25 protein-coding genes are annotated in these 23,666 nt (G+C 62.0%); 9 read left to right on the top strand and 16 right to left on the bottom strand.

Going from position 1 to position 23,666, the window contains the following annotated elements:
- Positions 1–22: 22 nt before the first annotated feature.
- From mshB to typA, 3 genes are all read right to left on the bottom strand, one after another.
- Entirely contained in the window at positions 23–907 is an 885-nt protein-coding gene (gene mshB, locus G8767_RS29965) for an N-acetyl-1-D-myo-inositol-2-amino-2-deoxy-alpha-D-glucopyranoside deacetylase (RefSeq protein ID WP_166813478.1), read from the bottom strand.
- Positions 904–2,688, bottom strand: a complete 1,785-nt coding sequence (locus G8767_RS29970) for an ABC transporter family substrate-binding protein (protein ID WP_166813480.1) — start codon at positions 2,686–2,688, stop codon at positions 904–906. Before G8767_RS29970 ends, mshB begins: the two co-directional genes overlap by 4 nt.
- Before the next feature lie 150 nt (positions 2,689–2,838).
- Positions 2,839–4,746 carry a translational GTPase TypA gene (typA, locus tag G8767_RS29975; RefSeq protein WP_095972227.1) on the bottom strand — a complete coding sequence of 636 codons (1,908 nt, stop codon included), beginning with the start codon at positions 4,744–4,746 and terminating at the stop codon, positions 2,839–2,841.
- Between the two features lie 324 nt (positions 4,747–5,070).
- Between typA and G8767_RS29980 the strand changes: the two genes are divergently transcribed.
- On the top strand, positions 5,071–5,247 hold the full coding sequence (locus G8767_RS29980; RefSeq protein WP_003945207.1) for a hypothetical protein: 177 nt from the start codon (positions 5,071–5,073) through the stop codon (positions 5,245–5,247).
- On the opposite strand, the gene G8767_RS29985 is transcribed toward G8767_RS29980, so the two are convergent.
- A complete protein-coding gene (locus G8767_RS29985; protein WP_095972226.1) occupies positions 5,225–5,650 on the bottom strand; it encodes a (deoxy)nucleoside triphosphate pyrophosphohydrolase in 426 nt (141 codons plus the stop codon). The genes G8767_RS29980 and G8767_RS29985 overlap by 23 nt on opposite strands.
- Positions 5,651–5,666: 16 nt before the next feature.
- Between G8767_RS29985 and G8767_RS29990 the strand changes: the two genes are divergently transcribed.
- The 3 genes from G8767_RS29990 (at position 5,667) to G8767_RS36015 (ending at position 7,465) form a co-directional block, all read left to right on the top strand.
- Positions 5,667–5,969, top strand: coding sequence for a 4a-hydroxytetrahydrobiopterin dehydratase (locus G8767_RS29990; RefSeq protein WP_095972225.1), 303 nt, complete (start codon positions 5,667–5,669; stop codon positions 5,967–5,969).
- A 271-nt stretch (positions 5,970–6,240) separates the two neighbouring features.
- Positions 6,241–6,984 (top strand): hypothetical protein, encoded by a 744-nt coding sequence (locus G8767_RS29995; RefSeq protein ID WP_095972224.1) that lies wholly within the window; start codon positions 6,241–6,243, stop codon positions 6,982–6,984.
- Positions 6,985–7,063: 79 nt separating this feature from the next.
- Entirely contained in the window at positions 7,064–7,465 is a 402-nt protein-coding gene (locus tag G8767_RS36015; RefSeq protein ID WP_234036817.1) for a hypothetical protein, read from the top strand.
- Here the strand turns inward: G8767_RS36015 and G8767_RS30005 are convergent.
- On the bottom strand, positions 7,456–7,920 hold the full coding sequence (locus tag G8767_RS30005; protein WP_166813482.1) for a MarR family winged helix-turn-helix transcriptional regulator: 465 nt from the start codon (positions 7,918–7,920) through the stop codon (positions 7,456–7,458). The genes G8767_RS36015 and G8767_RS30005 overlap by 10 nt on opposite strands.
- A gap of 79 nt (positions 7,921–7,999) precedes the next feature.
- Between G8767_RS30005 and G8767_RS30010 the strand changes: the two genes are divergently transcribed.
- The gene (locus G8767_RS30010; protein ID WP_095972223.1) at positions 8,000–9,430 is read left to right on the top strand and encodes an MFS transporter; all 1,431 of its coding nucleotides are present in this window, start codon (positions 8,000–8,002) and stop codon (positions 9,428–9,430) included.
- A gap of 236 nt (positions 9,431–9,666) precedes the next feature.
- On the top strand, positions 9,667–10,167 hold the full coding sequence (locus tag G8767_RS30015) for a nuclear transport factor 2 family protein (protein WP_166813484.1): 501 nt from the start codon (positions 9,667–9,669) through the stop codon (positions 10,165–10,167).
- Here G8767_RS30015 and G8767_RS30020 read toward each other — a convergent pair.
- Entirely contained in the window at positions 10,154–10,936 is a 783-nt protein-coding gene (locus tag G8767_RS30020) for a DUF1906 domain-containing protein (protein WP_166813486.1), read from the bottom strand. The two genes, G8767_RS30015 and G8767_RS30020, sit on opposite strands and share 14 nt — an antisense overlap.
- Before the next feature lie 888 nt (positions 10,937–11,824).
- Here G8767_RS30020 and G8767_RS30025 point away from each other — a divergent pair.
- Positions 11,825–12,055: a PLD nuclease N-terminal domain-containing protein gene (locus G8767_RS30025; protein WP_166813488.1), complete on the top strand. Its 231-nt coding sequence runs from the start codon at positions 11,825–11,827 to the stop codon at positions 12,053–12,055.
- Here the strand turns inward: G8767_RS30025 and G8767_RS30030 are convergent.
- The 8 genes from G8767_RS30030 to G8767_RS36410 form a co-directional block, all read right to left on the bottom strand.
- Positions 12,043–12,984 carry an antibiotic biosynthesis monooxygenase gene (locus tag G8767_RS30030; RefSeq protein WP_166813490.1) on the bottom strand — a complete coding sequence of 314 codons (942 nt, stop codon included), beginning with the start codon at positions 12,982–12,984 and terminating at the stop codon, positions 12,043–12,045. The genes G8767_RS30025 and G8767_RS30030 overlap by 13 nt on opposite strands.
- Position 12,985: 1 nt before the next feature.
- Positions 12,986–14,386, bottom strand: coding sequence for an amidohydrolase family protein (locus G8767_RS30035; RefSeq protein WP_166813492.1), 1,401 nt, complete (start codon positions 14,384–14,386; stop codon positions 12,986–12,988).
- 69 nt (positions 14,387–14,455) lie between these two features.
- Positions 14,456–15,154: a CPBP family intramembrane glutamic endopeptidase gene (locus tag G8767_RS30040; protein WP_124567143.1), complete on the bottom strand. Its 699-nt coding sequence runs from the start codon at positions 15,152–15,154 to the stop codon at positions 14,456–14,458.
- Between the two features lie 168 nt (positions 15,155–15,322).
- Positions 15,323–16,306: an iron-siderophore ABC transporter substrate-binding protein gene (locus tag G8767_RS30045; RefSeq protein WP_095972217.1), complete on the bottom strand. Its 984-nt coding sequence runs from the start codon at positions 16,304–16,306 to the stop codon at positions 15,323–15,325.
- 89 nt (positions 16,307–16,395) lie between these two features.
- On the bottom strand, positions 16,396–16,875 hold the full coding sequence (locus tag G8767_RS30050) for a VOC family protein (protein ID WP_003945229.1): 480 nt from the start codon (positions 16,873–16,875) through the stop codon (positions 16,396–16,398).
- A gap of 85 nt (positions 16,876–16,960) precedes the next feature.
- Complete coding sequence (locus G8767_RS30055) at positions 16,961–17,947, bottom strand: alpha/beta hydrolase family protein (RefSeq protein ID WP_346843050.1); 987 nt, start codon at positions 17,945–17,947, stop codon at positions 16,961–16,963.
- The gene (locus tag G8767_RS30060; RefSeq protein WP_166813496.1) at positions 17,944–18,948 is read right to left on the bottom strand and encodes an alpha/beta hydrolase family protein; all 1,005 of its coding nucleotides are present in this window, start codon (positions 18,946–18,948) and stop codon (positions 17,944–17,946) included. The genes G8767_RS30055 and G8767_RS30060 overlap by 4 nt, the downstream gene beginning before the upstream one ends.
- A gap of 348 nt (positions 18,949–19,296) precedes the next feature.
- Entirely contained in the window at positions 19,297–19,428 is a 132-nt protein-coding gene (locus G8767_RS36410) for a hypothetical protein (protein WP_255246888.1), read from the bottom strand.
- A gap of 271 nt (positions 19,429–19,699) precedes the next feature.
- Between G8767_RS36410 and G8767_RS30065 the strand changes: the two genes are divergently transcribed.
- Complete coding sequence (locus G8767_RS30065; RefSeq protein ID WP_166813498.1) at positions 19,700–20,821, top strand: winged helix DNA-binding domain-containing protein; 1,122 nt, start codon at positions 19,700–19,702, stop codon at positions 20,819–20,821.
- Positions 20,822–20,935: 114 nt separating this feature from the next.
- Complete coding sequence (locus G8767_RS30070; RefSeq protein ID WP_166813500.1) at positions 20,936–22,633, top strand: fumarate hydratase; 1,698 nt, start codon at positions 20,936–20,938, stop codon at positions 22,631–22,633.
- A gap of 60 nt (positions 22,634–22,693) precedes the next feature.
- Here the strand turns inward: G8767_RS30070 and G8767_RS30075 are convergent, their stop codons facing one another.
- Both G8767_RS30075 and G8767_RS30080 read right to left on the bottom strand, forming a co-directional pair.
- Positions 22,694–23,044 carry a hypothetical protein gene (locus G8767_RS30075; RefSeq protein WP_166813502.1) on the bottom strand — a complete coding sequence of 117 codons (351 nt, stop codon included), beginning with the start codon at positions 23,042–23,044 and terminating at the stop codon, positions 22,694–22,696.
- 52 nt (positions 23,045–23,096) lie between these two features.
- Positions 23,097–23,660, bottom strand: a complete 564-nt coding sequence (locus G8767_RS30080; RefSeq protein WP_166813504.1) for a mismatch-specific DNA-glycosylase — start codon at positions 23,658–23,660, stop codon at positions 23,097–23,099.
- Between the last annotated feature and the right edge of the window lie 6 nt (positions 23,661–23,666).

Genomic DNA, 23,666 nt, shown 5'->3' on the forward strand with positions numbered 1-23,666 from the left:
TGCCTGCCAGCCGACGCCCAGGTCAGCTGTGCAGCCCGCCGAACAGATCGCTCTCACGACCGTCCTCACCCACCGGACCGAGCGTGCCGGCGGCCAATACGAAATGCTCGACCGTCAGGATCGGTTGAACCACGTTGTTCGACAGTGCGAACTCGGCTCCGCTCGGGGCTACCGTCACCTGAGTCGCGTGGGCGCTCAATGCCCTCGCCTTCGCGTCCATGACGCCTCGAACGTCGATCGCCGTCGTCACGTCTCCGTCGTCGACGCTCGGCAATTCCCCGGGCTCGGGCAGACGCCACTTTTCCGGGAACTCGGAAATTGCCGCGATGCCGCGTTCGAGTCCGCTGCGCTCGGTCACGGTCCAATAGAACTTCGGAGTCGACCACGGCTCGCCCGTCTCGGGATACGCGGTCGTTGCGGCAGCTTCCACGGCCGCGGTCGTGATCGCGTGCGCCTGGATGTGATCCGGGTGCCCGTAGCCTCCGTTGGGGTCGTACGTGATCACGACGTGCGGCCGAATCTCACGAATGACGGCGACCACCGCGCCGACTGCCTCGTCGAGTCGAGCATTGACAAAAGCACGGGGATTGGCGGCCGAAGGTGTGCCGATCATTCCGGAATCGCGATACCGACCGGCACCGTCGAGGAAGCGGGGAGCGGCACTGCCCAAAGCCGACAAAGCAGCACTCAGTTCCGCGATCCGGTAGCCACCGAGTTGATCGGCCTCGGAAGCCACGAGCCCGGCCCACGCGTCACCGATCACTTCGCCTTCCTCCCCCAACGTGCAGGTGAGGACCGTGACCTCGGCGCCTTCGGACGCGTATCGCGCGATGGTGCCGCCGGTGGTGATCGTTTCGTCGTCCGGATGTGCGTGCACCAACAGAAGTCGCTTCGCCGACGCGGTCACTTTGCCACCCTCACCCAGTCCGTAGCGTTTCCGAATATCCCTACCTGCACCGGGCCGTCGAGTACGACGCCCTCGACGCCGGTACCGACTGCGACCAGCGCCCGTGACTGCACGATCGGCAATACCGCCGCAAGATCCCACAGCTTGGGCTCCGCATCGTTGATCAACGATCCGAGATCCCCGACTCCACTGAGCGCTTCGTCGATCCGACCTTGTAGCGCAGGATCACACAGCCCGGACAGATTGCTCGGGGCCTCGACGCTTGTCGTTCGGACCGGCTCCGGCGTCTGCGACGGCGTCGGAGCGGGCACTGCCGAAGCCGGCGCGGGGACGGAAGGTGCTGTCGGGCAACTGAACCGGGAGGCCAGTGACGTCGCTGTGTCGGCGCCCGCTCGGCTCCACCCGACGATCATGTCGACGCGTCCTGTAGTCAGATCCTCGCCGTAGAGCTCCTCGGGCGGCACCGATTCGACGGTCGCCAGGATTCCCACGTCACGCAATTCGTCGGCAGCGGTGTTTGCCACGGCGATCGCGATGTCGTCGTTTTCGGGAGCGCCGATCAGCAGTGTCAGCTGAGCGCCGTCCCGAACGATCGATCCGACCGTTCCAGTGCCCGTGACGATTCCGGTGGGCGGTGCCGTCAGGTAGCCGGCTGCGGTCAGCTCGCCCAGCGCCTGCTCTCTGGTCGGTTTCGGCGGGGCGGTGGGCGCATATCCCGGATCCGACGGAGCGAGGATCTGAGCTTTCACCGGGGCGGACGCCGATTCACTCCCGGCCGCCACTACGGCGAGCAGGTCCGGATCGAGCAGTCCCAGAACACCTTTACGCACCCGAACGTCGGCGAAGTTCTTGCTGCGCCCGTTGACGTTGATGTCGAGAGTGCGCGGAACGTAGGAGAATGCCGTACCGACACCCGGGATGGCAGACAGCTGAATATCCGTGGCGCTACCCGAATGAACTTGCGCCACTTGAGCATCGTCGGTACGCAGTGCGTCCGCCAACTGCGAAGCCGTTCCTCCGCGTCGCAGAACTATCTGATCCGGATCCGAAGGCTTGCCCCAGAATCGGTCGTTACGTTCGAGCACGATTTCGTCTCGGCCACGATCGACCGAGCGCACGTGAAAGTGGGCTCCCGACACCGGAATCCCCTCACTCAAACCGGTGCTGAAACCGCCGGGAGTGTCCTTGATCAGGTGCGACGGAAGAATATCGGTGAACAACTCTCGCCACGCCGGATACGGCGCACGCATCACGACGTTGACCGTCTTGCCACCGCCGGACGAGTTCACGTCGTCGATCATCTGATAGCCCGCGGGATTGACCACACCGGGAACCGAGATCATCTGCTGCCACAGGTAGCGAAAGTCTTCTGCCGCAATGGGAGCACCGTCCGACCATTGGGCTTCGTTGCGCAGTTGGTAGCGAATCGTGAACGGGGCCTGCGACGTCACTTCAGCCGAAACGAGGAAGGAGTCGTCGATCGCCCACTCCGTCGCGCCAGGCTGCGTCGGCGAATTGATCGGACGAAATGCACTGGGCAATACGAGGTTGCCGACTGCGGAGTTGACCGGCGACTGATCAGCGAGCAGGTGCGGGTTGAATCCGCCTCCCACCTCGTCGATTGCCACAGTGACCTGCTTCATCGCCGGAACGACCGGAGTCGGTGTGGGCTTGACGGTTTCGGTGCTCTCGACCGGAGGCGGCGGATCGGCTGTACATGCAGTCAGCGACAACGCCGTCACTGCCACTGCCAACGCCAGGTAGCGACGTCCTGAGGCCACAGACAATTCCTTCCGTACGGGGCCGCGTCGCCCCTTCGCGCTCGATTTCCCGACAGAACTTTGCCCGGAAACCATGAAGGCGAATGTACCTTTCCGCCGAAAACTCGGCTGAAAGGCACATCCGCCTGTCAGGTTGTAACCGACGAAAGACTACAGAGCAGCCTTGTCGCGTGCCTTGCTACGTGAACGCTCACGAGCGCGCTCGGTTGCGTTGAGGTGCACCTTGCGGACGCGGACGTCCTCCGGGGTGACCTCGACACACTCGTCGCCGGAGCAGAACTCCATTGCTGCTTCGAGTTCGAGCTTGATCGGCTTTGCGAGGGTCTCCATCACGTCTGCGGACGACTGACGCATGTTGGTCAGCTTCTTCTCGCGGGTGACGTTGATGTCGAGGTCTTCCTGACGCGGGTTGATGCCCACGACCATGCCCTCGTAGGTATCGGCGCCGGGCTCGACGAAGAAGGTTCCGCGGTCGGCCAACTGGATCATGGCGAACGGCGTCACGGTGCCGGAGCGGTCCGAGACGAGCGAGCCGGTGTGGCGCGCACGGATCTCGCCGGCCCACGGGCCGTATCCGTCGAACACGGCGTTGGCGATACCGGTTCCGCGGGTTTCCGTGAGGAAGTCCGTGCGGAAGCCGATGAGGCCACGCGAAGGAACGATGAACTCCATGCGAACCCAGCCTGCGCCGTGGTTCGACATCTGGACCATCTTGCCCTTGCGGTTGGCCAGAAGCTGGGTGATGGCGCCGAGGTACTCCTCGGGGCTGTCGATGGTCAGCTCTTCGAAAGGCTCGTGAACCTTGCCGTCGACGAGCTGCGTGACAACCTGCGGCTTACCGACGGTGAGCTCGAAGCCCTCACGACGCATCTGCTCGACGAGGATGGCGAGTGCGAGCTCTCCACGACCCTGGACCTCCCACGCATCGGGACGACCGATGTCGAGGACCTTGAGCGAGACGTTACCGACGAGCTCCTGGTCCAGACGGGACTTGACCATGCGTGCGGTCAGCTTGTGGCCCTTGACGCGACCGACGAGCGGGGACGTGTTGGTGCCGATCGTGACCGAGATTGCCGGCTGGTCGACGGTGATGCGGGGCAGTGCGACCGGGTTCTCGAGATCGGCGAGGGTGTCGCCGATCATGATGTCGGGGAATCCTGCGACGGCGCAGATGTCACCGGCAACGGCGACCTCACCGGGAACGCGCTCGACACCGATGGTGGTGAGCAGTTCGGTGATCTTGGTCTTCGTGACGACGGGCTCGCCGTCGACCTCGCGGCACCAGGACACGGTCTGTCCCTTGCGCAGCTCGCCGTTGTGGATGCGAACGAGTGCGAGGCGGCCGAGGAATGCCGAAGCGTCGAGGTTGGTGACGTGAGCCTGCAGCGGTGCGTCGACCGAGCCCTTCGGCGCGGGGACGTACTCCATCAGAACCTGGAAGAGGGCGGTGAGGTCCTCGGCGTCGGGAGCCTTGCCGTTCTCGGGCTGCACGGTCGATGCCTTGCCTTCGCGACCGGATGCGTAGAGGACGGGCAGTTCGAGTGCGAGCTCGGCGGCTTCGGCGGCCTCGTCGGACAGGTCCGATGCGAGGTCGAGGAGCAGGTCCTGAGCCTCGGTGACAACCTCTTCGATGCGGGCGTCGGGGCGGTCCGTCTTGTTGACGACCAGGATGACGGGCAGCGAAGCAGCGAGTGCCTTGCGCAGCACGAAACGCGTCTGCGGCAGCGGGCCCTCGGAAGCATCGACGAGCAGGACGACGCCGTCGACCATGGACAGGCCGCGCTCGACCTCGCCGCCGAAGTCGGCGTGGCCGGGGGTGTCGATGACGTTGATGACGGTGATGGAACCGTCCTCGTTGACCTTATGTACTGCGGTGTTCTTCGCGAGAATGGTGATGCCCTTCTCGCGTTCGAGGTCGCCGGAGTCCATAACGCGATCGACCAGCTCGGCGCGCTCCTCGAACGCGCCGGACTGACGAAGCATGGCGTCGACGAGGGTGGTCTTGCCGTGGTCGACGTGTGCGACGATGGCAACGTTACGGAAGCTGGTGATGGTCACGCGATGGCTCTCCTGGCTGAGTTGATTCGGCCACGCGAAAGTCAAGTCGCACGGCTCTTCTGGTGGCCGCTGCACGAGTGTGTGATCCGAATCAGGGCACGAATCGCCTGAGAAGGCACCGCGGCCTAGTAAATACTACTCGCTCCGGGCGGATACTCCTGCATTGTGCGGCCCCTATCACCGCCCCCACCAGCCAATAGTGATCTGCACCACGCCGAAGCGCGTAGGATTACGACCTGGAGAAACAGGGTGTTTAAGGGTACGCTAACCTCGTTCCAAGAGCGGGCTCTCCGCCGTAGTGAAACAGGAAAGCCGCAGCGTCACATGGGAAAAGTCAAGGCAAGCAAGGTCTCGCAGCTCAAGCCGAAGAAGAAGTGCTGCCGCAAGAAGACGCGGTGCATCAAGTGTCCCGTCGTCATCATGCGGATGAAGAAGCTCGAGAACGAGGGCGCCTCCAAGAAGGAACTGAAAGCGGGTCTCAAGAAGGCTCGTGCGGCGTAAGCGCGCTCAATTCCTCGAGTAGCTCAGGGATCCAGGCTCGATCGTTGTCGACCAGATCCATCGACAACAGTTCTTCGGCGTCGACCCACCTCAACTGAGAGTGCTCGAGCGCGACCGGCTCGCCGGACACCAACTCCGCCCGGTACGCCCGCAACACCATCCCCCGCGACAGCGGCACATCGACGCCGATTCGGGCTCCGCATCGAACCTCTACTGCGAGTTCCTCGCGCAATTCGCGAACCAAAGCACTCTGCGGCGATTCGAACTCCTCGACCTTCCCGCCCGGCAGTTCCCAGCGCCCGGCCAACGCCGGCGGTCGCGTCCGCTGCGCGAGTAGCAGCCTTCCCCCGTGGAAGATTGCACCGGCGACAACTTCCCGATCCCTTGCAGGTGCATCACTCATCGCACCATGATGGAGTATGGCCACTTTGTTGCCCGACTCCGCAATCCAAAGCGCTCTCGACGAACTGCCGACCTGGCAACTGTCGCCGGGGTCGATCACTCGCACGGTCGAGTCTGCGACGTTCCCGGACGCCATCGCGCTTCTCCAACGCATCGCGGCAGTCGCCGAGGCCGCGGATCATCATCCCGACATCGATGTTCGCTGGCGAAAGGTCACGTACACGCTTTCGACGCACTCGGCGGGCGGCCTCACAGAACTGGACTTCGACCTTGCCCGTCGAATTGACGTACTTGTCGACGATTCGGTCCGATTTGACTGATCTTCCGATGAACAAACCTCGCAATCTGACGTAACAGTTGCATCAACTTTCACATAGATCACTTCAGTCACAGGTATGGTCGCCGTAAATCACGATCGAGGCCGGTCATGCCATAGACTCCCCCCGGTGCGTAGCTGCTCAGCAACTGAACAGCTGTACAACCCGGGGGCTCTGTACATAGAGTGACCCCTCGAGCCGTCAAACGCGGAGCTCGCCTAGGCGCCCGCGCGGTATGACTAAGGATGGGGAAACAGTGCTTCGAACCCGAGGTATGCGAAAGGCGTTCACCGCCGTCGCTATTGCCGCAGTAGCAGGACTGGCATTGCCGGCACAGGCAATGGCCGATCCGGCAGCACCGCCCGCACCCGAAAGTGTGCCGATCGAGTTCCTCGCATCGTTTGCGCCCGCCATCATCGGCGCCGCTGCCGGTCCGGCTGACGTCGCCGGCGGCCCGCAGCAAGCCTTGCTCGACCAGGCTCGCGCGATCCTGAACTCCCCCGGCATTCCGCCCGAGATCAAGGCCACCCTCGAGAAGGTCATCACCTTCCTCGACGGCAGTGGCGGCGGCGGACCGGAAATCCCGAACGAGAACGCTCCCGTCATCGCGCAGTTCCTGTACCCGACGCTCGGCAAGGGTTGCATCTCGGCCACCGCCGATTCGGTCGGAACCGCGCTTGCTGTTCCGGGCCCGGCTCACCTGCCTCCTCCCGGCCCCGCTGCCGGTCAGGCCGGCTTCGTCTTCACCGCTCTCGGAACTGCTCCCGCGGTCGACGACCAGCCGGTGCCGATGACCGTCACCTGGGTCAACATCGACAACCAGCGCAGCGCCACCCAGAACCTGACCAACGCCGCGCGCATCAACCCGGACGGCCCCGCCACTCTGTCGGCTATCGCCGACACCGGCCCCGGACGCGTCCTCTCGGTGATCAGCGGCTCGCTGACCACCCAGCCGGAAGGCGCAGATCGCATCACCTGCAGCTTCCTTCCGACCGTGGGCATGTTCGCGGTAGCTTGATCGAAGTCTTGTGACAGGGACCCGCCGAAATTTCGGCGGGTCCCTTTTGCATCTCCGATCACCGTGATAGACCCGATAGATGGGACATCTACGAGTGGACATCACGCATGGCCGTCGAGAGCGGAAATCACGCCCAGACGACCAGTCGATACGGTCGCACAAGTCGACGCGATCGATACTGTCCATCCGATCCGAAGGGTCCATTCTCTCGATCGGATCGGCGTACTCGATTCTCTCGATCGGTAGCGTCGGCTCTTTTCTTTCCATCGGAAGCATCGGATCTACGGCATCGGTGCTGAGTTCGGGGTCTTTCGCCAGTCTCGGGTCGGCGCTGTCCGGTCTCTCACGCTGGTCGTTGCTGTCCTGGCGTGGAAATCATGCAGCCCCCGAAGAACACCCGAAACTTGTTGTCATTGCGCCGGAATCGGATTCGAGCGACCCGAACCCCTCACTGCGGTCGGTTTCGCACTCTCAGACCTGATCCGGCCGCGGCCAGTCGCGACCCTCCAAGTTCTCCACCGAGCGATTGAATTGTCGCAACAGATCGCCGAGGGCCTGGCGCTGCTCCGGCGTCCACTCGCGCAGGACCTTCTCGACGCCTGCCGTCGAGTGTTCGCGATCGGCATGAAGTTTCGACAGCCCCTGTGCTGTCGGCCGAACCTTTCGCGCCAGCCCACCGTCCGGATCCTCCACTCGCTCCACCAGACCCTGACGCCTCAGCGCGCCGATCTGCCGGTTGATGGTCGAGATGTCGAGCGAGAAAGCGCAGGAGAGCTCCTTGAGGCTCATGGGATGTTGCAACTCCAGTCGACCGAGCAGTAGATAGGCAGACCGGTCCAGATGAAGTTCGGCCCGTTGAGCGAGCGCGTGATAGCGCGAGAGCAGGGTCAACTCGTACTCGATATCCACCAGTTCGGGTTCCCGATCCACACTCATATTGTGCAGAATACACACGATGTGTAGCGTGCACACTGGGGCGAACGCACCGAAGTAGAACCTCCATGGCGGGAGCCAAATGTCCGTTCACGCAGATTCGTCGAGCGTCGACGAGAAACCCCCGGTCACGAAGTACGCACCCTCGGGTCCCGTGCTCACCGTCCTCGGGCTGTGCGGCATCGTCGTCGCCTTGATGCAGACGCTGGTCGTCCCGATCATTCCGCAGTTGCCGCACCTCCTGAACTCCACTCCCGCCGACACCTCGTGGGCGGTCACCGCAACACTCCTCGCCGCCGCGGTGATCACGCCTATCAGCGGACGCCTCGGTGACATGTTCGGCAAGAAACGAATGCTGCTCGTCAGCCTCGGGATGGTCGTCCTGGGCTCGGCGATCTGCGCGATCGCACCTTCTCTGATCGTGCTCGTCATCGGTCGCGCACTTCAAGGTGCATCTGTCGGGGCAATTCCGTTGGGAATCGCAATTATTCGCGACGTGCTTCCACCGAAGAAGGTGGCCGGCGCCATGGCCGTCATGAGTGCCACCCTCGGCGTCGGCGGCGCGATCGGACTGCCGATCGCCGCAGTGATCGCTCAGAATGCCAACTGGCACTTCCTGTTCGTCACTTCGGCGGCATTCGGCTTGATCTGCATCGCTCTGGTTGCGTTCGTCATCCCCGAATCAACGGTACGACGTCCGGGCCGTTTCGACTTCGTCGGTGCGCTCGGTCTCACCGTCGGCCTGATCACCCTGCTGCTCCCCATCACCAAAGGCGGGACTTGGGGATGGGGCGACACGAAAACCCTGGGCCTCCTGGCAGTTTCCGCTCTCAGTTTCCTCGTCTGGGGATGGTGGGAACTTCGACGCAACGCACCACTGGTGGACCTCCGCGTATCGGCCCGGCCTCAGGTTCTCTTCACCAACTTCGCGTCCATCGCCGTCGGTTTTGCCATGTACGGCAATTCCTTGACACTCCCCCAACTTCTGATGGCACCGACGTCCACCGGCTACGGACTCGGATTGTCCATGGTTGCAGCGGGACTCGCATTGGCCCCCGGCGGACTCGTCATGATGGCGCTCTCGCCCGTCTCCGCCCGAATTTCGGCGTGGCGTGGCCCACGAATCACGTTGATGCTCGGCGCCCTCGTCATCGGATTGGGTTATGCCTTCGCATATTTCACGGTGTCGAGCGTCTGGCAGGTCGCCGTGGCCGGAATGTTCATCGGCGCGGGCGTCGGGCTCTCGTACTCGGCCATGCCCGCCCTGATCATGGGCGCGGTACCCATCACGGAATCTGCAGCCGCGAACGGCCTGAATTCACTGATGCGATCAATCGGCACGTCGACGTCTGCCGCGATCGTGAGCGTCGTTCTGGCCGGTATGACCATCACCGTCGGCACCGCAGTGATCCCCTCGTTCGAGGCGTTTCGTGCGACGTTCCTGATTTCCATCGCCGCCGCCGTTGTGACGATGGTGTTCGCCGGGTTGATTCCCAAACAGAAAGCCACGTAAGGGAACCAACCCGGCAGAGGACTCACTTCTCCGAAGAGCCTTCGATGCTACCCGTCTGCAACTTCGACAGAAGTGTGTAGATGAAGTCGATGATGAATTCCACGTGTTGCCCTCTCACATAATGGGTCCCGACCCGTCAACGACGGTACCGCAGAACTCTTCTGCGTCGAATCGCCGACAATCAATTCTGCAACGTGTTCTAATCTGAGGCGATGACGCCTACCCGAGGAGCTTTCATGAGCTGGACACGCACCGAACTCGAAGACGCCTTCGCGGGGTATCAGAACACCGTTGTCGAGTGCACACGCTCCGGCGACTGGAACGCCTTCGCGGACATGTTCACCGAGGACGTCGTCTACGTGGAACACGCTTTCGGCACCCTGAACGGCCGAGAGGCGGTACGCAAGTGGGTCACTCGCACGATGACGGAGTTCCCGGGACGCCGGATGACCGAGTTTCCGGCCAACTGGTTCGTCGTCGACGAGGAGCGCGGATGGATCGTGTGCGAGATCGACAACCCGATGGAGGATCCGGGTGACGGATCCAAGCACGGAGCCGCCAACATCACGATCCTGCACTACGCAGGCAACGGACTGTGGTCTCGCGAAGAAGACGCCTACAACCCGATGAACTTCCTGTCGATGGCAAAAGCATGGTGCCTCGCCGCCGAAGCGGCGGGCACCCTCCCCGATGACGCCGAGTCCTGGCTCGCCAAATTCGGCGCTATGGTGCGATAGAACCCGTCGGCAACGAGGATCCGACGGGCTGGGCCGGACCGACCGATCCGGCCAACGACCACTGGCCGTAGTCGCGAGTGAGGATCGAATTCAGGTCGACGCCAACGCCGTCGACCTTGCGCTTGTCGATTTCGAACTGGTGCAGGTTTGCCCTCGGATGCACATACCCGGCGGGCGAACCCCAGTTGTGCTGCCAGAACCAGGTTCCGACGCCGGCACTGATCATCGCGTCGATCACGCGAGTGTTTCCGTAGACACCGAGCGCTCCGTTGCCGACAACCGACGCCCATCCCTCGAGGTACGGCGCGATCAGTGTCGTGATCTCGGTGCTGGTGGGATTGTCGTCGATCGACGCGTAGATCGGCCGACCGGACGGCCCACCGGCAGCAGCGTGGAGTTCGAGACCCCGGGAAGCGTGACGCTTGCCGGCCTCTCGAGCCCCGCGCCAGTCCGCCGTTCCGCCCTTGCCGAATTGATAGCAGGACACGACTTGGAGTCCGGCCGCCGTCAACGCGTCGGTTTCCCGCGCCAGTACGGGCTTGCCGACCATCCAAGCGGCGCCCGGGCGCCTGTCCGAAACGTATCGAATGGCGCCTGCATATCCGGCGGCTTTGATCGCCTGAGCAGACGGCACACCGGCGGCGTAATCGAGCAGGGTCCCGAGCGAACCGGCATTGGCCACCGACGTCGTACCGCTCAATGCAGCGAGTCCGGCAGCGGCCGATCCAGCCGCTGCGTACTTGAAGAGGTTTCTTCGCGAGACGTGCACAAAGCTCCGATCATCGGCGTGTCCCGCCGGAAGTGGCGGGCAGGCAAGCTATCTTCTTTCGCTCGCATTCCACCACAGTCACATCAACCCCGCCATGCACTTGACCAACAATGCTCACATTGTCACCAAATTGGACGCTAGACAGATAATCAGACAGACAGCAGTGGCCCCCGAAGACATCGTCTTCGGGGGCCACTGAGTCGGCCTAGCGGCCGGAAGCTATCAGCTGAGCGAGGTGAAGAAGCTCAGAGCGCTGAAGAGATCAGACGCGTTGCTGAAGAAGTCGTTGAGGAAGGTGAAGGCATCCGAGAATTCTGCGCTGCTCATGCGATGTGCTCCTGTCGAAGATACGGTCCAGAGGATTGCCGCCACGTGAGTGGCTGCTGGCGATAAGAGTAGAGGTCTTCCGTTACTTCCGCGACACCAAATGTGTCCGGGACGTTACATTTCGACCCCTTCAGGACACGTACATACACACAGGTGACACCCACCAGCAGTGATCAAACTGTCACCTACGGACGATTTGTTGACGCATTCCGAACATCGTTCCCGATAGCAGCTACCCAACAGCATCAAACCTGTAGGCTGACCACAAGATTGGCAAGCCTTACTTAACAGGGTGGGTGTTGCTCCCGCTAGAGCGCGTACCAGCAGCTTGGCCAATTCCCTCCCGCCAATGTGGCCACGCGAGCTTAGTGCGGGCGCAAACATTCAGCCACAGTTCGAGTTAGCGAGATCTTTACGCCGAAAACGACCGCCCCGACGGACCGCGGGACCGTACCTATCGGTCATCATGGTGATGCTATTCACACCGATTCGAGGAACTTCGGGCACCGATAACAACCCGATCTCGACACCGATCGGACGTTCGAGGGCAAGGTGGACACCATGAACCTCACAAAGAAGAAATCCTGGAGTGAGCTGTCACCCGCGCAGCGCCGCGTCGTCGCCCTGCTCGCCACGATTCAGTCCCTGCTGGCGATCGCCGCGTGGACAGACTTGGCGCGACGCCCTGCCGATACGGTCAACGGCAGCAAGAAAAAGTGGGCGGCGATCATCTTCGTCAACTTCTTCGGGCCGCTCGCGTACTTCCGCCGAGGCCGGATTCAGTCGAAATAGTCCCAGAACTGCAGCCACTTCACGGACGCGAAGAGCGTCAGAGTCACTGCGTACACGGCTACTACCGACGCGACGCCGCGAAAATTGGTGCGGGGAACAGCACCGTCGACCGGGTCCAGCCAATGGCGGAACCACCGCGTGACCGTGGGCATCAGAAACCACGTCATGGCGCCGACGCTGACTATCTGGCTCAGCCACATCGACAGCCAGGGAGGTGCTCCGATTCCGTCGAGCAGCGGACCGAGAAATCGTGACAGGGTCATCACTGTCGGATAGAGAACGAGCAGGATGATCATCGCCGTCTTCCAATTCGGCGTCGCACGAGTCTGCCCGTTATCCGTGCGCAGGATGGTGCCGAACGGTGTCGACCGCGTGGTCTCGGTGAAGTCCTCGGCCAACTCGGCCCGCAGTTTCGGTAGTGCTGCGACCCTCTCGGGTGACGCCATCCACACCGCCAACTGCTGTTCAGTCCGAAACCGAAGAACGGACTTCCACTGGGTGGAGTCGGTGACCGACCGCAACAACATCACCGACTCATAGCCGGAAAATCGCGAACTGAGATCGATGAGGTGTCGTTGCGTTCGCAGAAACTCGTTCTCCTTGCCCACGACGACGGCGTGGTCGTACACACCGATACCGGGCGGCGGCAGCACGCCGTCGACCAGGACGAGATCACTCGTCTGCGCCAGAATTCCCGTTGCAGCAGCGGATCTTTCGAGATCGCGGCGATCAGTCGACTCGAGCCAACGGTGTAGATCGTCGGCACTGTCGAACGTGACGGACACGCCGTGCGACACCGGTTCCGGTTGATCACTGATGCCACAGCTCAGGTAGCCGTCGAATCGACCGGCGGTCTCGGCCGCGCGCTCGACCCACGCCCGGAATCCCGAACTCGTTCGGTGGTACCCGGTGATGGCGGTTGCGGACACGTCAGCCCGACACCCGGCGCCCTTGCACGTATACGTGCGCAATCGCGGGCTCGCGCATCGCCATCAGGAGCCCGAAGAGCGTCTGGTCGCGGGCGAGAATCGGATCGTCCGAACGCGTTCCGTGGTTGACGAGCCCGGCGAGCGGCGGCCATCCGGCCGGGTCGATCACCAGGAAGTCTGCTTCTTTGCCCTCGTCGAAGTTGCCGATCCGGTTCTCCATGTCCAGCGCGCGAGCACCGGCGAGTGTTCCGGTGAACAGCAGTTCGGCGGGGTGCATCGACACTCCGTCGTCGCCGGCTTCGGAGATGTGAACTTTGAACGCGTCGCCGAGGACTCGGGTGAGCAGGCACTCGTCGCCGCCGCCGAAATCCGATCCGATCGCGATGTTGACCCCTGACGCCACGGTGCGTTTCCACGGCATGGTGCCTGAGCCGAGAAACTGCTGGGACGTCGGACAATGTGCGATCGAGGTTCCGGTCTCGGCCATTCGTGCGAGTTCGGAGTCCTGGCAGTGCACCGAGTGCGCGAGTATCGCGCGTGGGCCTAGGAAGCTCTTTCCGCCGACCTGCGAGCCGGGGAGGAACTTGCCGTCGTACGTGTCGAGATAGGTCTCGACCTCGTACTCGGCGAGCGTGGTTGCCACCTCGCCCGTTCCGGGCCGATTGTTCTCGTTGAGATGGCTGTGAAAGTAGACGCCCCGGTCACGGACCGAGTCGTACAACTCCCCCAGATCCTTCAATGTCCGTGTTGTCACCGCGAGGGAGAAGCGGGGAACCACTGCAACGTGAACGAGTGCAGTGTTCACGTCGCCGGTGTCGGATGCGTGCCACTTGTCGATCTCCTCGCTGGTGAGTCTGATCGCGTCCTCTTCCGAGGTGATCAGCGCGGCAGCGGAGGCCGGTCCGGTGGTCTGAATCCCGCGGCCGCTGACCACTCGAAGGCCGCGTTTCAGAGTTTCCGAGAACAACGCGTCCTGCGCGTGTGGGAAGGCCGATCCGAACACCATCGCGGCCGTGGTTCCCGTGGCGATTCGGCGAGAACAGAAGGCCTCGGCAGCGTGCTGGGCGAACTCGGGATCGGCAAACCTCGATTCGGAGGGAAAGACACAGAGATCGAGCCACTCGAGGAGTTGACCGCCGCCGTACGCATCGCCGGCGTAAGTCTGCGGGAAATGAATGTGAGCGTCGACGAAGCCGGGCAACAGGAATCCCGGTCGGTGGTCGTGGGTTTCAGCACCTTCGAGATCGCTCGGGAGTGATTCGAATTCTCCGCAGTAGACGATCGTTCCGGCATCGTCGATCGCCAACACGCCGTCCGGGATCGAGACGAGCGACTGCGCCGCGTCCTCAACCGTCGGACGACCGGAAATGTGGAAGACATGGCCTCGATGAAGGTGCGTCACCCACTGAGCAAAGCACAGAACTACCCGGCGCCGCGCGGCGAATGCTGTCCTTTTTGTCAGATATTGGGATCAAGCAAGAGTTGCGTGCCAAACAAGAGCCGCAGCCAATGCGCCTGCCCCGTTCAACGACCAATGCAGAGCAATCGGCGCAATGAGGCTGCCGCTGCGATGACGAAGCCAGGTGAACACGAGGCCGGCTGCAGCGGTTGCGAGAACAGCTCCGAGGATCCCGGCGACCTGACCGACGACTCCGGTACCGAGAAACCCGGAAAGCCCTTCGTTACCACTGGTCAAACCCATCGACGACGCGATGTGCCACAGCCCGAACATCAGTGAACCGGCAGCGGCGACGCCCCGGAATCCACTGACCCGGTTCAACGTGCCGTGCAGGACGCCGCGGAAGGCCAACTCTTCGGGAATGACGGTCTGCAGCGGGATCACGATCATCGACGCGATGATCGCGCCGGAAATAGTGGCGTAGCGATCCGCCATGAAGAAAGGACGTGTGAGCGGGAGCAACGCGCCAACGGCGACTACGGTCAGGACCAGGCCGACGGCGGCAAGAGCGTACTTCGAACCCCGCCGCAGATCACGAGGTGAGAGCCCTAATTCCGCCCACCCCATCCCCCGGCGCTTGGTGAGCGCCAACAGGACGAGAGCAGAAATGGGGACCGTGGCGATGCTTGCCCATGCGGTGGTGAAATGCGCGATCAGATTGGTTCCCACCAAGACCACGACGACGACAGCGATATCCACATATGCGTGCATACGTGGAAAACGAGGAGCGGTCGCTGCGATCTCCACTGGAGCGATCTCCACTGGGCCGCCGCTCGTTAGCTGAAAGTTCACTTTTTCCAGTGTACCGACGCACGAGAACTGCCCGCCACTGTTTGCGAACACGCTCACAGTGACGGACAGATCCCGAAACAGCTCTGATCAGGCGCCGAGTGTGCTCGCAAACTTCGGAACGGCGTTGTCGATTGCGTAGGTCAACCCCGGTACCGAGCCACTCGAGAACGCGTTGACGAGCGCGGGATCGTCGAGGATCAACAAATGCCCCTGCTGAGCCGAAGGAATTGCGCGCAGTAGCGGATCGTTCGCAAACGCACTGCTGTCGAGGAAGATCGGGAACAGCACGGTCAGGTCGGCGTCGAACAGATTCAGGTTCTCGTTGGCGACCGGGATGTAGAAGTTGCCGGTGGCTTTTTCGGTGATCGCCGTCGGGATCGTGAAGCCGAGTCGGGTCATGAAGTCGGCGCGTGCGTCGCCGGGTACATATGCGCCGTAACCATCGGAACTGTAGGCGCCGACCGCCGCGGTCTTGCCCGCGAAGGCCGGATTGGCGGCAATCGCGGCGTCGAACTTGGCGTCGAGGCCGTCCAGTAACGCCTTTCCTTCTGCTTCCTTACCGAGAGCTTCCGCGACGAGTTCGGTCTGCTGCTCGACCGTCGTCCCGTACGCAGTGGCCAGACCCGGCGGCGGCCCGACCGTCGGCGCGATAGCGCTCAGCTTGTCGTAGGTTGCCTGCGTGTTGTCGCTTCGTGTCCACAAGATCAGGTCCGGCTCTAGAGCAATAACGTCCTCGACGCTCAGGTCCATCGTTCCGAGGATCTTCGGGTCTGTGGTGAACTCGTCCGCAATCCAGGGTCCGACGCCTTTGCCACCGAACGCCATCCAGTCCGCGACACCGACCGGCTGCGTTCCGAGGGCAAGTGCTGTTTCGGCGTCCGACCAACCGAGCGCCACGACGCGCTGTGGGTTGGCCGGAACTTCGACGTCGCCGAACATGGTCGAGACGGTTGCTCCCGCCTCCGCGGGTGCGTCAGCGCTGTCGCTGCTGCAGCCGGCAAGCCCGGCGACGGCGAGTGAGGCCGCCAAGGCCGTGACTGCGATCTTCATTCGAGAGACTTTGATTCGCATGGTTACCAGCACTCCTCCAACGCTCCAGCGAGAATTAGGGAAGGCTAGCATCAGCTAACGAAGACTGTCGCCCATCGGCCAGATCGTGTTCAGGATGCGTCCGCGGCCCGTTCGAGCTCTGCGATGTCGATCTTCTTCATCTTCATCATCGCGTCCGTGGCGCGTTGCGCCTTGGCCCGATCCGGATCCTTCATCAGTTCGAGAAGGCGATTCGGGACTACCTGCCAGGACAATCCGAACTTGTCCTTGGCCCATCCGCACGGGCCCTCTTCTCCGCCTTCGGTCAGCCTGGACCAGTAGTGATCGACCTCAGCCTGATCGACGCACGGAATCTCGAAAGACACTGCTTCCGAGAACGTGAACATCGGTCCGCCGTTCAATCCGGTGAATCGCTGACCGTCGAGCTCGAAGCTGACGGTCATCACCGATCCCGCCGGCATTCCGGAAGGCGATCCCTCGACGTATCTTTCGATTCCCAGGATCTGCCCGGAACCGAACACCGAGATGTAGAAGTTCGCTGCTTCTTCTGCTTGGTTGTCGAACCACAAACAGGGAGTGATGGAAGGCATGTTCTGTCCTTGTCGGTGAGGTGACGAATCAGGTGTACACGGTTATAGACCCGGCCCGAAGCGGAAACTCATCGCAAGGAATTGCTCAAGCCGACAACGCAGAGTCGAGCATCGGCCAGGAGCGAACGAGTTCGTCGCGCCAGTACGGCCAACCGTGCGTCCCCACCGGTTGAGCGCTGCGGGTGACATCGACTCCGCGATCGCGCAACACCTGCGTGATCTGGTCGGTGCACAGGTTCGATCCCAGTTCCATGACCCCGCCGACGACCAGTACACGCCCCAGGGCAGGAGTATCGAGAGTTTCGTGCGGGCCTGGCAGTCCCGATCCCGAGGCGAGATACACCTTGGTGCCGCGTAGCTTGTCGGCATTGGCGAAGATGTCGTGCTCTTGCCAAGCCTCGCTGCCTGCCGGACCCCACATCTGCTCCGAACGGGCATTTCCGTTGACGACCACAAGATCGGTCAACGCCTTGCCGAATCCTCCGACGGTTGTGTAGCAGCCGCTGTAGCCCGCGACTGCGTCGTACAACCCGGCCGAGCGTTGGGCCAGGATCAGCGCGGCCTCTGCGCCCATCGAGATCCCACCGATTGCGTTGTGTCCGTTCGTTGCGAACCTCGTGTCGATCAGTGGGGGAAGCTCTTTCGTCAGGAACGTCTCCCATTTCAGACGACCGAATTTCGGGTGGTCTTCCTGCCAATCGGTGTACATGGTGCCTGTTCCACCGATGGGGAGTACGACGTTCACGTTCTTGTCGGCAAAGAACGGGACGATATCGCCGTTAGCCGGGGCCAACCAGTTGTTCTCTTCGATCTGCCCGGAATTGCCGTCCAGGAGATACAGCGTCCCGCGCGGTTCCGAGCGGTCGGCAGGAAGCAGTACTTTCACCTGCATGGTGCGCCCCATAGCGGGACTCGCGACGTCGAGAAGAACCAAGCGCGAAGACAGTTCGGTGACGCCCGTTATCTTCGGGGCCTCGTCGGCGAGCGCGGTCGAGGGCAGCGCAAGTAGTGAAATCAAGGCGAGCGCGCCGACGAGACCTACGCTTCGAAGGCTCGCTCGATGGGACCTCACACGCCGAGCGACGCGGCGATCATCGGCCACGAGTCGTGTAAGTCGTCTTCCCAGTATCCCCATGAATGCGTTCCTGCCGGCTTGAAGTTGTAGCGAATGTTGTTCATACCCAATGCGTTCGTCCTGTCCGCAAGCTGGGTGGTGCAGTAGTGCGTTGCCGCCTCGATTCCGCCACCGAGAACGAGCTGCAACGCCAAATCTGTGACGTCGTTGCCGATCCGTGGATCGGCAAGTGTGTCGTACGGACCCGAAATCCCGGTTGCAGTGGTGATGTACATCGGGATGCGAGGTAACCTGTCCGCGTTGACAACCGGATCGTGAGCCGGCCAGCCGGGACCATCGTACGGACCCCACATGTTCTCCGCGTTACCACCACCCACTGCAACCACGAGTTTCACGAAGTCTTGACCGATGCCGGGACTCGTCATCGCACATCCGCTGAAGGACCCGACACTGTTGTACAGCGCGGGCGCCGCCATAGCCAGATCCAGTACCGACGTGCCTGCCATCGACAAGCCTGCCAGAGCGTTCTCGCCGGTCGTCGCGAACATCGAATCGATCACCGGCGGTAGTTCTTCCGTCAGGAACGTGGTCCACATGTTGACCCCGTTGTTGTTGCCGGATTTCGCGAGGCCGGGGTCCGGCCGCTCCCAATCGGTGTAGTAGCTGAATGCTCCGCCCAGAGGGGTGACCACGTTGACGTGCTTGTCCGCGAAGAACTTCGGCGCATCGGTCCGCACCGACCACGTCGCATCGTCTTTGCCTCCGTCCACTCCGTTGAGTAGGTAGAGCGTCGGAGCGGGCCTCGAGGTATCAGCGGGCCGCAAGACCTGCAACGGAATGTCGCGCCCCATCGACGGTGAGTACACCGAGATGTCGACCAGCCTGCTGTCCACCGACTGAGCGTGACCCGGTGCCGTGAGGAGCTGGAGCCCACATACTGCCGTGGCCAACGCCACGAAGACGCGGAAAACCGTTCGCAAAGCACGAGTCTCGATCATCCGGGTCACTCTCTTCGGCAGCGGAACCTTTCGAACGGTACCGGCTGAAAGAGGCAAACCCGACGTGATCGGAAAAACTCGATCCGGTCGACCTAGTTCCGATCGACGCGGAAAGGCTCACGCACCGAGTGCGTGAGCCTTTCTCGTCAGACGACGCTTACTTGGGCGTAACCGTGCCGCCACTGAGCTCGGTCAGCGAATTGAAGAATGCGGTGCCGACGTTGTTGACAGCCGTGATGACGTTCCCCACGATTTCGAAGGATCCCATGAAAACTCCTACAGTTGTTTAGGTCTCGGTCACCCGAGCGGAAGTTGTGTGGTCGAACGATCCGATTCCAGCGAGCAGGATCAGAGGAGGGGCTTGAGGCTGCCCGTGTTCGTCTGAACCGAACCGATGAAGGTTTCGAACAACTGGTCGCCGGCACCGACCGAGCCGAGGCCCTTGAGTGCAAGTTCGACGATCGACATCAGTGAACCCATGTGAATCTCCTAGAGAAGTCAGAGGTCAGCTGCCCAAAGCACCCGACAGTGCTGTGACAGCTGCGTCACATCTGTAATGTATCCGTGACGTGGGTAACAGTAATCATACGAACGACCAGTTGGCAAAGGATTTCGACAATGGGGTCATTATTTCGACTAATAAGGTCTGCTACTGAAAAAATTCCGGCCAATCGGTCGAATCTGACCAATTCTGTCGCCACATTGATCAACCGCCCCAAATCCTGCGGTTACCCACCAGTAAACTGAAATCATGTCTAGCGCAACCTCACTCACGCAGGTAGCTAATTTCCGGTGGCACCGCCATCAACTCGACAGGCCCCATTCCGGTGATGCCGATCACAACGACTGCGCAATACTCGACCTCGGGATTCAGAACACCGGACCGGACGGCGCCGCGTGGGCACTGCGGATCCGCGGCGTCCGCGGCGACGCCACTGACCTCGCGCTTGCTTGGACATTGCGCGGCGCTCCCCACTACTACCGTCGTCGCGACCTGCCTGCTGTCGCCGTCGCCACGTCCCCGTTCAGCGAAGCTGATGCAGCCAAACGCATTTACGACGCGAACCGGCCACTGAAGGCCGCCGGCATTCCGACCCTGACCGCTCTGCAAACAGTTGCTACCGCGATGCGGGATATCGTCTCCAAACCCACCGTCAAGGGCGAGATGTCCGCGAAGTTGACCACCCGGGTCACCGAGCCGTATCTGAGATTCTGCCGCCCGTGCAACGCCACCCATCTGTACGAGATGCCGTTCCGGCTCGCGGCACTTCAGGCAGGCCTCGAGCTGCAGCCGGGCACATCTCCCCCAGTGCTCGAACGCATTCCGGGTTGGCGCCGACGCCCGTACACATCCTCAGGTTCGGACGCCGATCCTCGCTTCGACGTGATCCGCGGATATTTGCGCTTCTACGGCCCCGCCACTCCTGCTCTCGTTGCGTCGTTTCTCGATGCCCCGGTCAAGGACGTCAGGGCCCACTGGCCCACCGATACCGAGGAGATCGAGGTGAACGGCGAGAAGCGATGGATTCTCGAACAGGACCGCGAAGACTTGCTCGGCTCCCCCACCGATTCGAGCACTCGCCTACTCGGGCCTTTCGATCCGTATGTACAGCTCAAGGATCGGGAGACCCTGGTTCCCGATCCGGACGCACAGAAGACGGTGTGGCCAACCCTCGGGCGACCGGGCACGGTGGTGGTCGGCGGCACGATCACCGGACTGTGGCGACCGCGGGCGTCCGGAAAGAAGCTGAAGGTCGCGGTCGCCCCGTGGGGAACGTGGTCACGATCGGCCCGCGCAGCGGTGGCCGAGCAGGCCGAAATCCTTGCCGAATTTCGCGGCGTCGAGCTCTCCGAACTGGTCGAAGTATCTTGATCGAGCCAGTGGTATCCGGATAATTCCAGCTCACACCCGCCCCGATTCAGAGAAGGAAACCCCCAACGATAACCTGAATGCGACCTTCGCACGCACCCTTGTTCAGGAGAGATGATGGCCGACTTCCTCTATGAGGACCTGTTGCCGATCGGTGATGACACCACCGAGTACCGATTGCTCACCACCGAAGGGGTGTCGACAGTCGAGGGACCGGACGGCCGCACCTTCCTGCAGGTCGAGCCGGAAGCAATGCGCTTGCTGACCGAAACGGCGCTGCACGACATCTCTCATTACCTGCGGACGGATCACCTGACGCAGCTCGCGAGCATCCTCGACGATCCCGAAGCGTCGAACAACGACAAGTTCGTCGCGCTCGATCTGCTCAAGAACGCCAATATCGCCGCTGCCGGCGTTCTGCCGATGTGCCAGGACACCGGAACCGCCATCGTCATGGGCAAGCGTGGACAGCACGTACTCACCCCCGGCGACGACGAGAAGTCCATTGCCCGCGGTGTCTACGACGCCTACACGCGTCTGAACCTGCGTTACTCGCAGAACGCCCCCATCACGATGTGGGACGAGAAGAACACTGGCAACAACTTGCCCGCACAGATCGAGCTGTACGCCGATACTGCTGCCGGACACGAGAACTCGTACAAGTTCCTCTTCATGGCCAAGGGCGGCGGCAGCGCCAACAAGTCCTACCTGTACCAGGAAACCAAAGCGATCCTGAACCCTGACTCGATGATGCAGTTCCTCGAGGCAAAGATCCGCTCGCTCGGTACTGCTGCCTGCCCGCCGTACCACCTTGCAATCGTCGTCGGCGGTACTTCGGCCGAGTTCGCGATGAAGACGGCGAAGTACGCGTCGGCACACTATCTCGACGAACTGCCTACCGAAGGCGCCATCACGGGTCGCGGCTTCCGAGATCACGAGCTCGAGAAGAAGGTCTTCGAGCTCACGCAAAAGATCGGTATCGGCGCCCAGTTCGGCGGTAAGTACTTCTGCCACGACGTCCGCGTCGTCCGTCTCCCCCGCCACGGCGCTTCGCTGCCCGTTGCCATTGCCGTGTCGTGCTCCGCAGACCGTCAGGCCAAGGCCAAGATCACGCCCGAAGGTGTCTTCCTCGAACAGCTCGAATTCAACCCGGGCCGATTCCTGCCCGAGGTCACCGACGCGCAGCTCGACTCCGAAACCGACGGAATCTCCGGAACCGGCAAGGGCGCAGCGGTCAAGATCGACCTCACCAAGCCCATGGCCGAGATCCTCGCCGAGCTTTCCAAGCACCCGGTGAAGACTCGTCTCTCCTTGACCGGTCCGCTCGTCGTGGCACGAGACATCGCGCACGCCAAGATCAAAGAGCGTCTCGACGCAGGCGAAGAGATGCCGCAGTACCTCAAGGATCACCCGGTGTACTACGCCGGCCCCGCCAAGACACCCGACGGTATGGCATCCGGTTCGTTCGGCCCGACCACGGCCGGCCGTATGGACTCGTACGTCGAGCAGTTCCAGGCCGCCGGTGGCTCGATGATCATGCTCGCCAAGGGAAACCGCTCCAAGCAGGTGACCGACGCCTGCAACACCCACGGCGGTTTCTACCTCGGATCCATCGGTGGACCGGCAGCTCGCCTGGCACTCGACTGCATCAAGAAGGTCGACATCCTCGAGTACGCCGAGCTGGGGATGGAAGCCGTCTGGAAGATCGACGTCGAGGACTTCCCCGCGTTCATCGTCGTCGACGACAAGGGCAACGACTTCTTCGCCCATACCGGTGAAGTGACCCTGACGATCGGTAAGCGTCCAGGCCTGTAGACACGTCAACAGCAAAGAGCCCCGGCGAGTTTCGATCGCCGGGGCTCTTTTGTGTCTTTGTCAGGTCCAGAGCGCGGCCACGAATACGGTCACGATCGACAAACCGCCGACGACGTGTACCAGATTCGGATTGGGCTGGCACTTCTTCTGCTTCGCACGGGTGATCTCGGCAAGCGCCACGATGACCAACGAAAGCACCAGTTTCACAGCGATCTTCGCGTGAATGTAGTTCTTGTCCAGGGCGCCTTCGCCCAACCCGACGATGATCAGGCCGGACACGAACTGCATCCTGGCACCCCACACCATGACCTCGGTGATCGAAGGAGCCTTGAGGACCGTGAAGTAGCTACCGACCAGGGCAGCCATACCGAGTAGGTGAATCACTACAAAGACGTTGTATAGAACAGACATACAAGCACTTTAACTTGTACCTTGTTCTGGCCGAACGGAACTGCGACTTCTCTCAGAGAATTCCGGCTTCGGATGCGGCGGAACGATATTTCGCTGCCAAGGTGTCTACCGTCTCGTGTGCGTTGAGGCCACTGGGATTGGGCACGATCCACAGTTTTGCCCCCTCGAAATCGCGGTCTTGGCGCCCGGCCTTCGCCTTCTTGTCACCGAAAGCTGTTCGATAGGCGGTGATCCCGGCGAAGGCAACGACTACTGGTTTGGTTGCGCGCACGATGTTTCGGACCCGGACTCCGCCAGTTGCGAGCTCCTCCGACGACAATTCATCTGCGCGCGCAGTTGCCCGCACCGCCAAGTTGGTGATGCCCACTCCCCGATCGATCAGATGTTGTGTGTCAGCGTCCGACATACCCGCGGAGGGGTCGATCGCACGCTCGATGATGCCTGCCCGCAGCAGTGCCGGATAGAACCGATTGCCTGGCCTCGCGAAATGCGCGCCCGTCGCGGCAGTCCACAGTCCCGGATTGATACCGACGAACAACAGCCGACAATTCGGCCCGATCAGATCCTCGATCTCGGCGTCTCGGAAAGACTCCAGCTCGGCGCGCGTGAATCCCATGCTCCC

The organism is Rhodococcus sp. IC4_135 (assembly GCF_011602025.1).
GTDB lineage: Bacteria > Actinomycetota > Actinomycetes > Mycobacteriales > Mycobacteriaceae > Rhodococcus_F > Rhodococcus_F baikonurensis.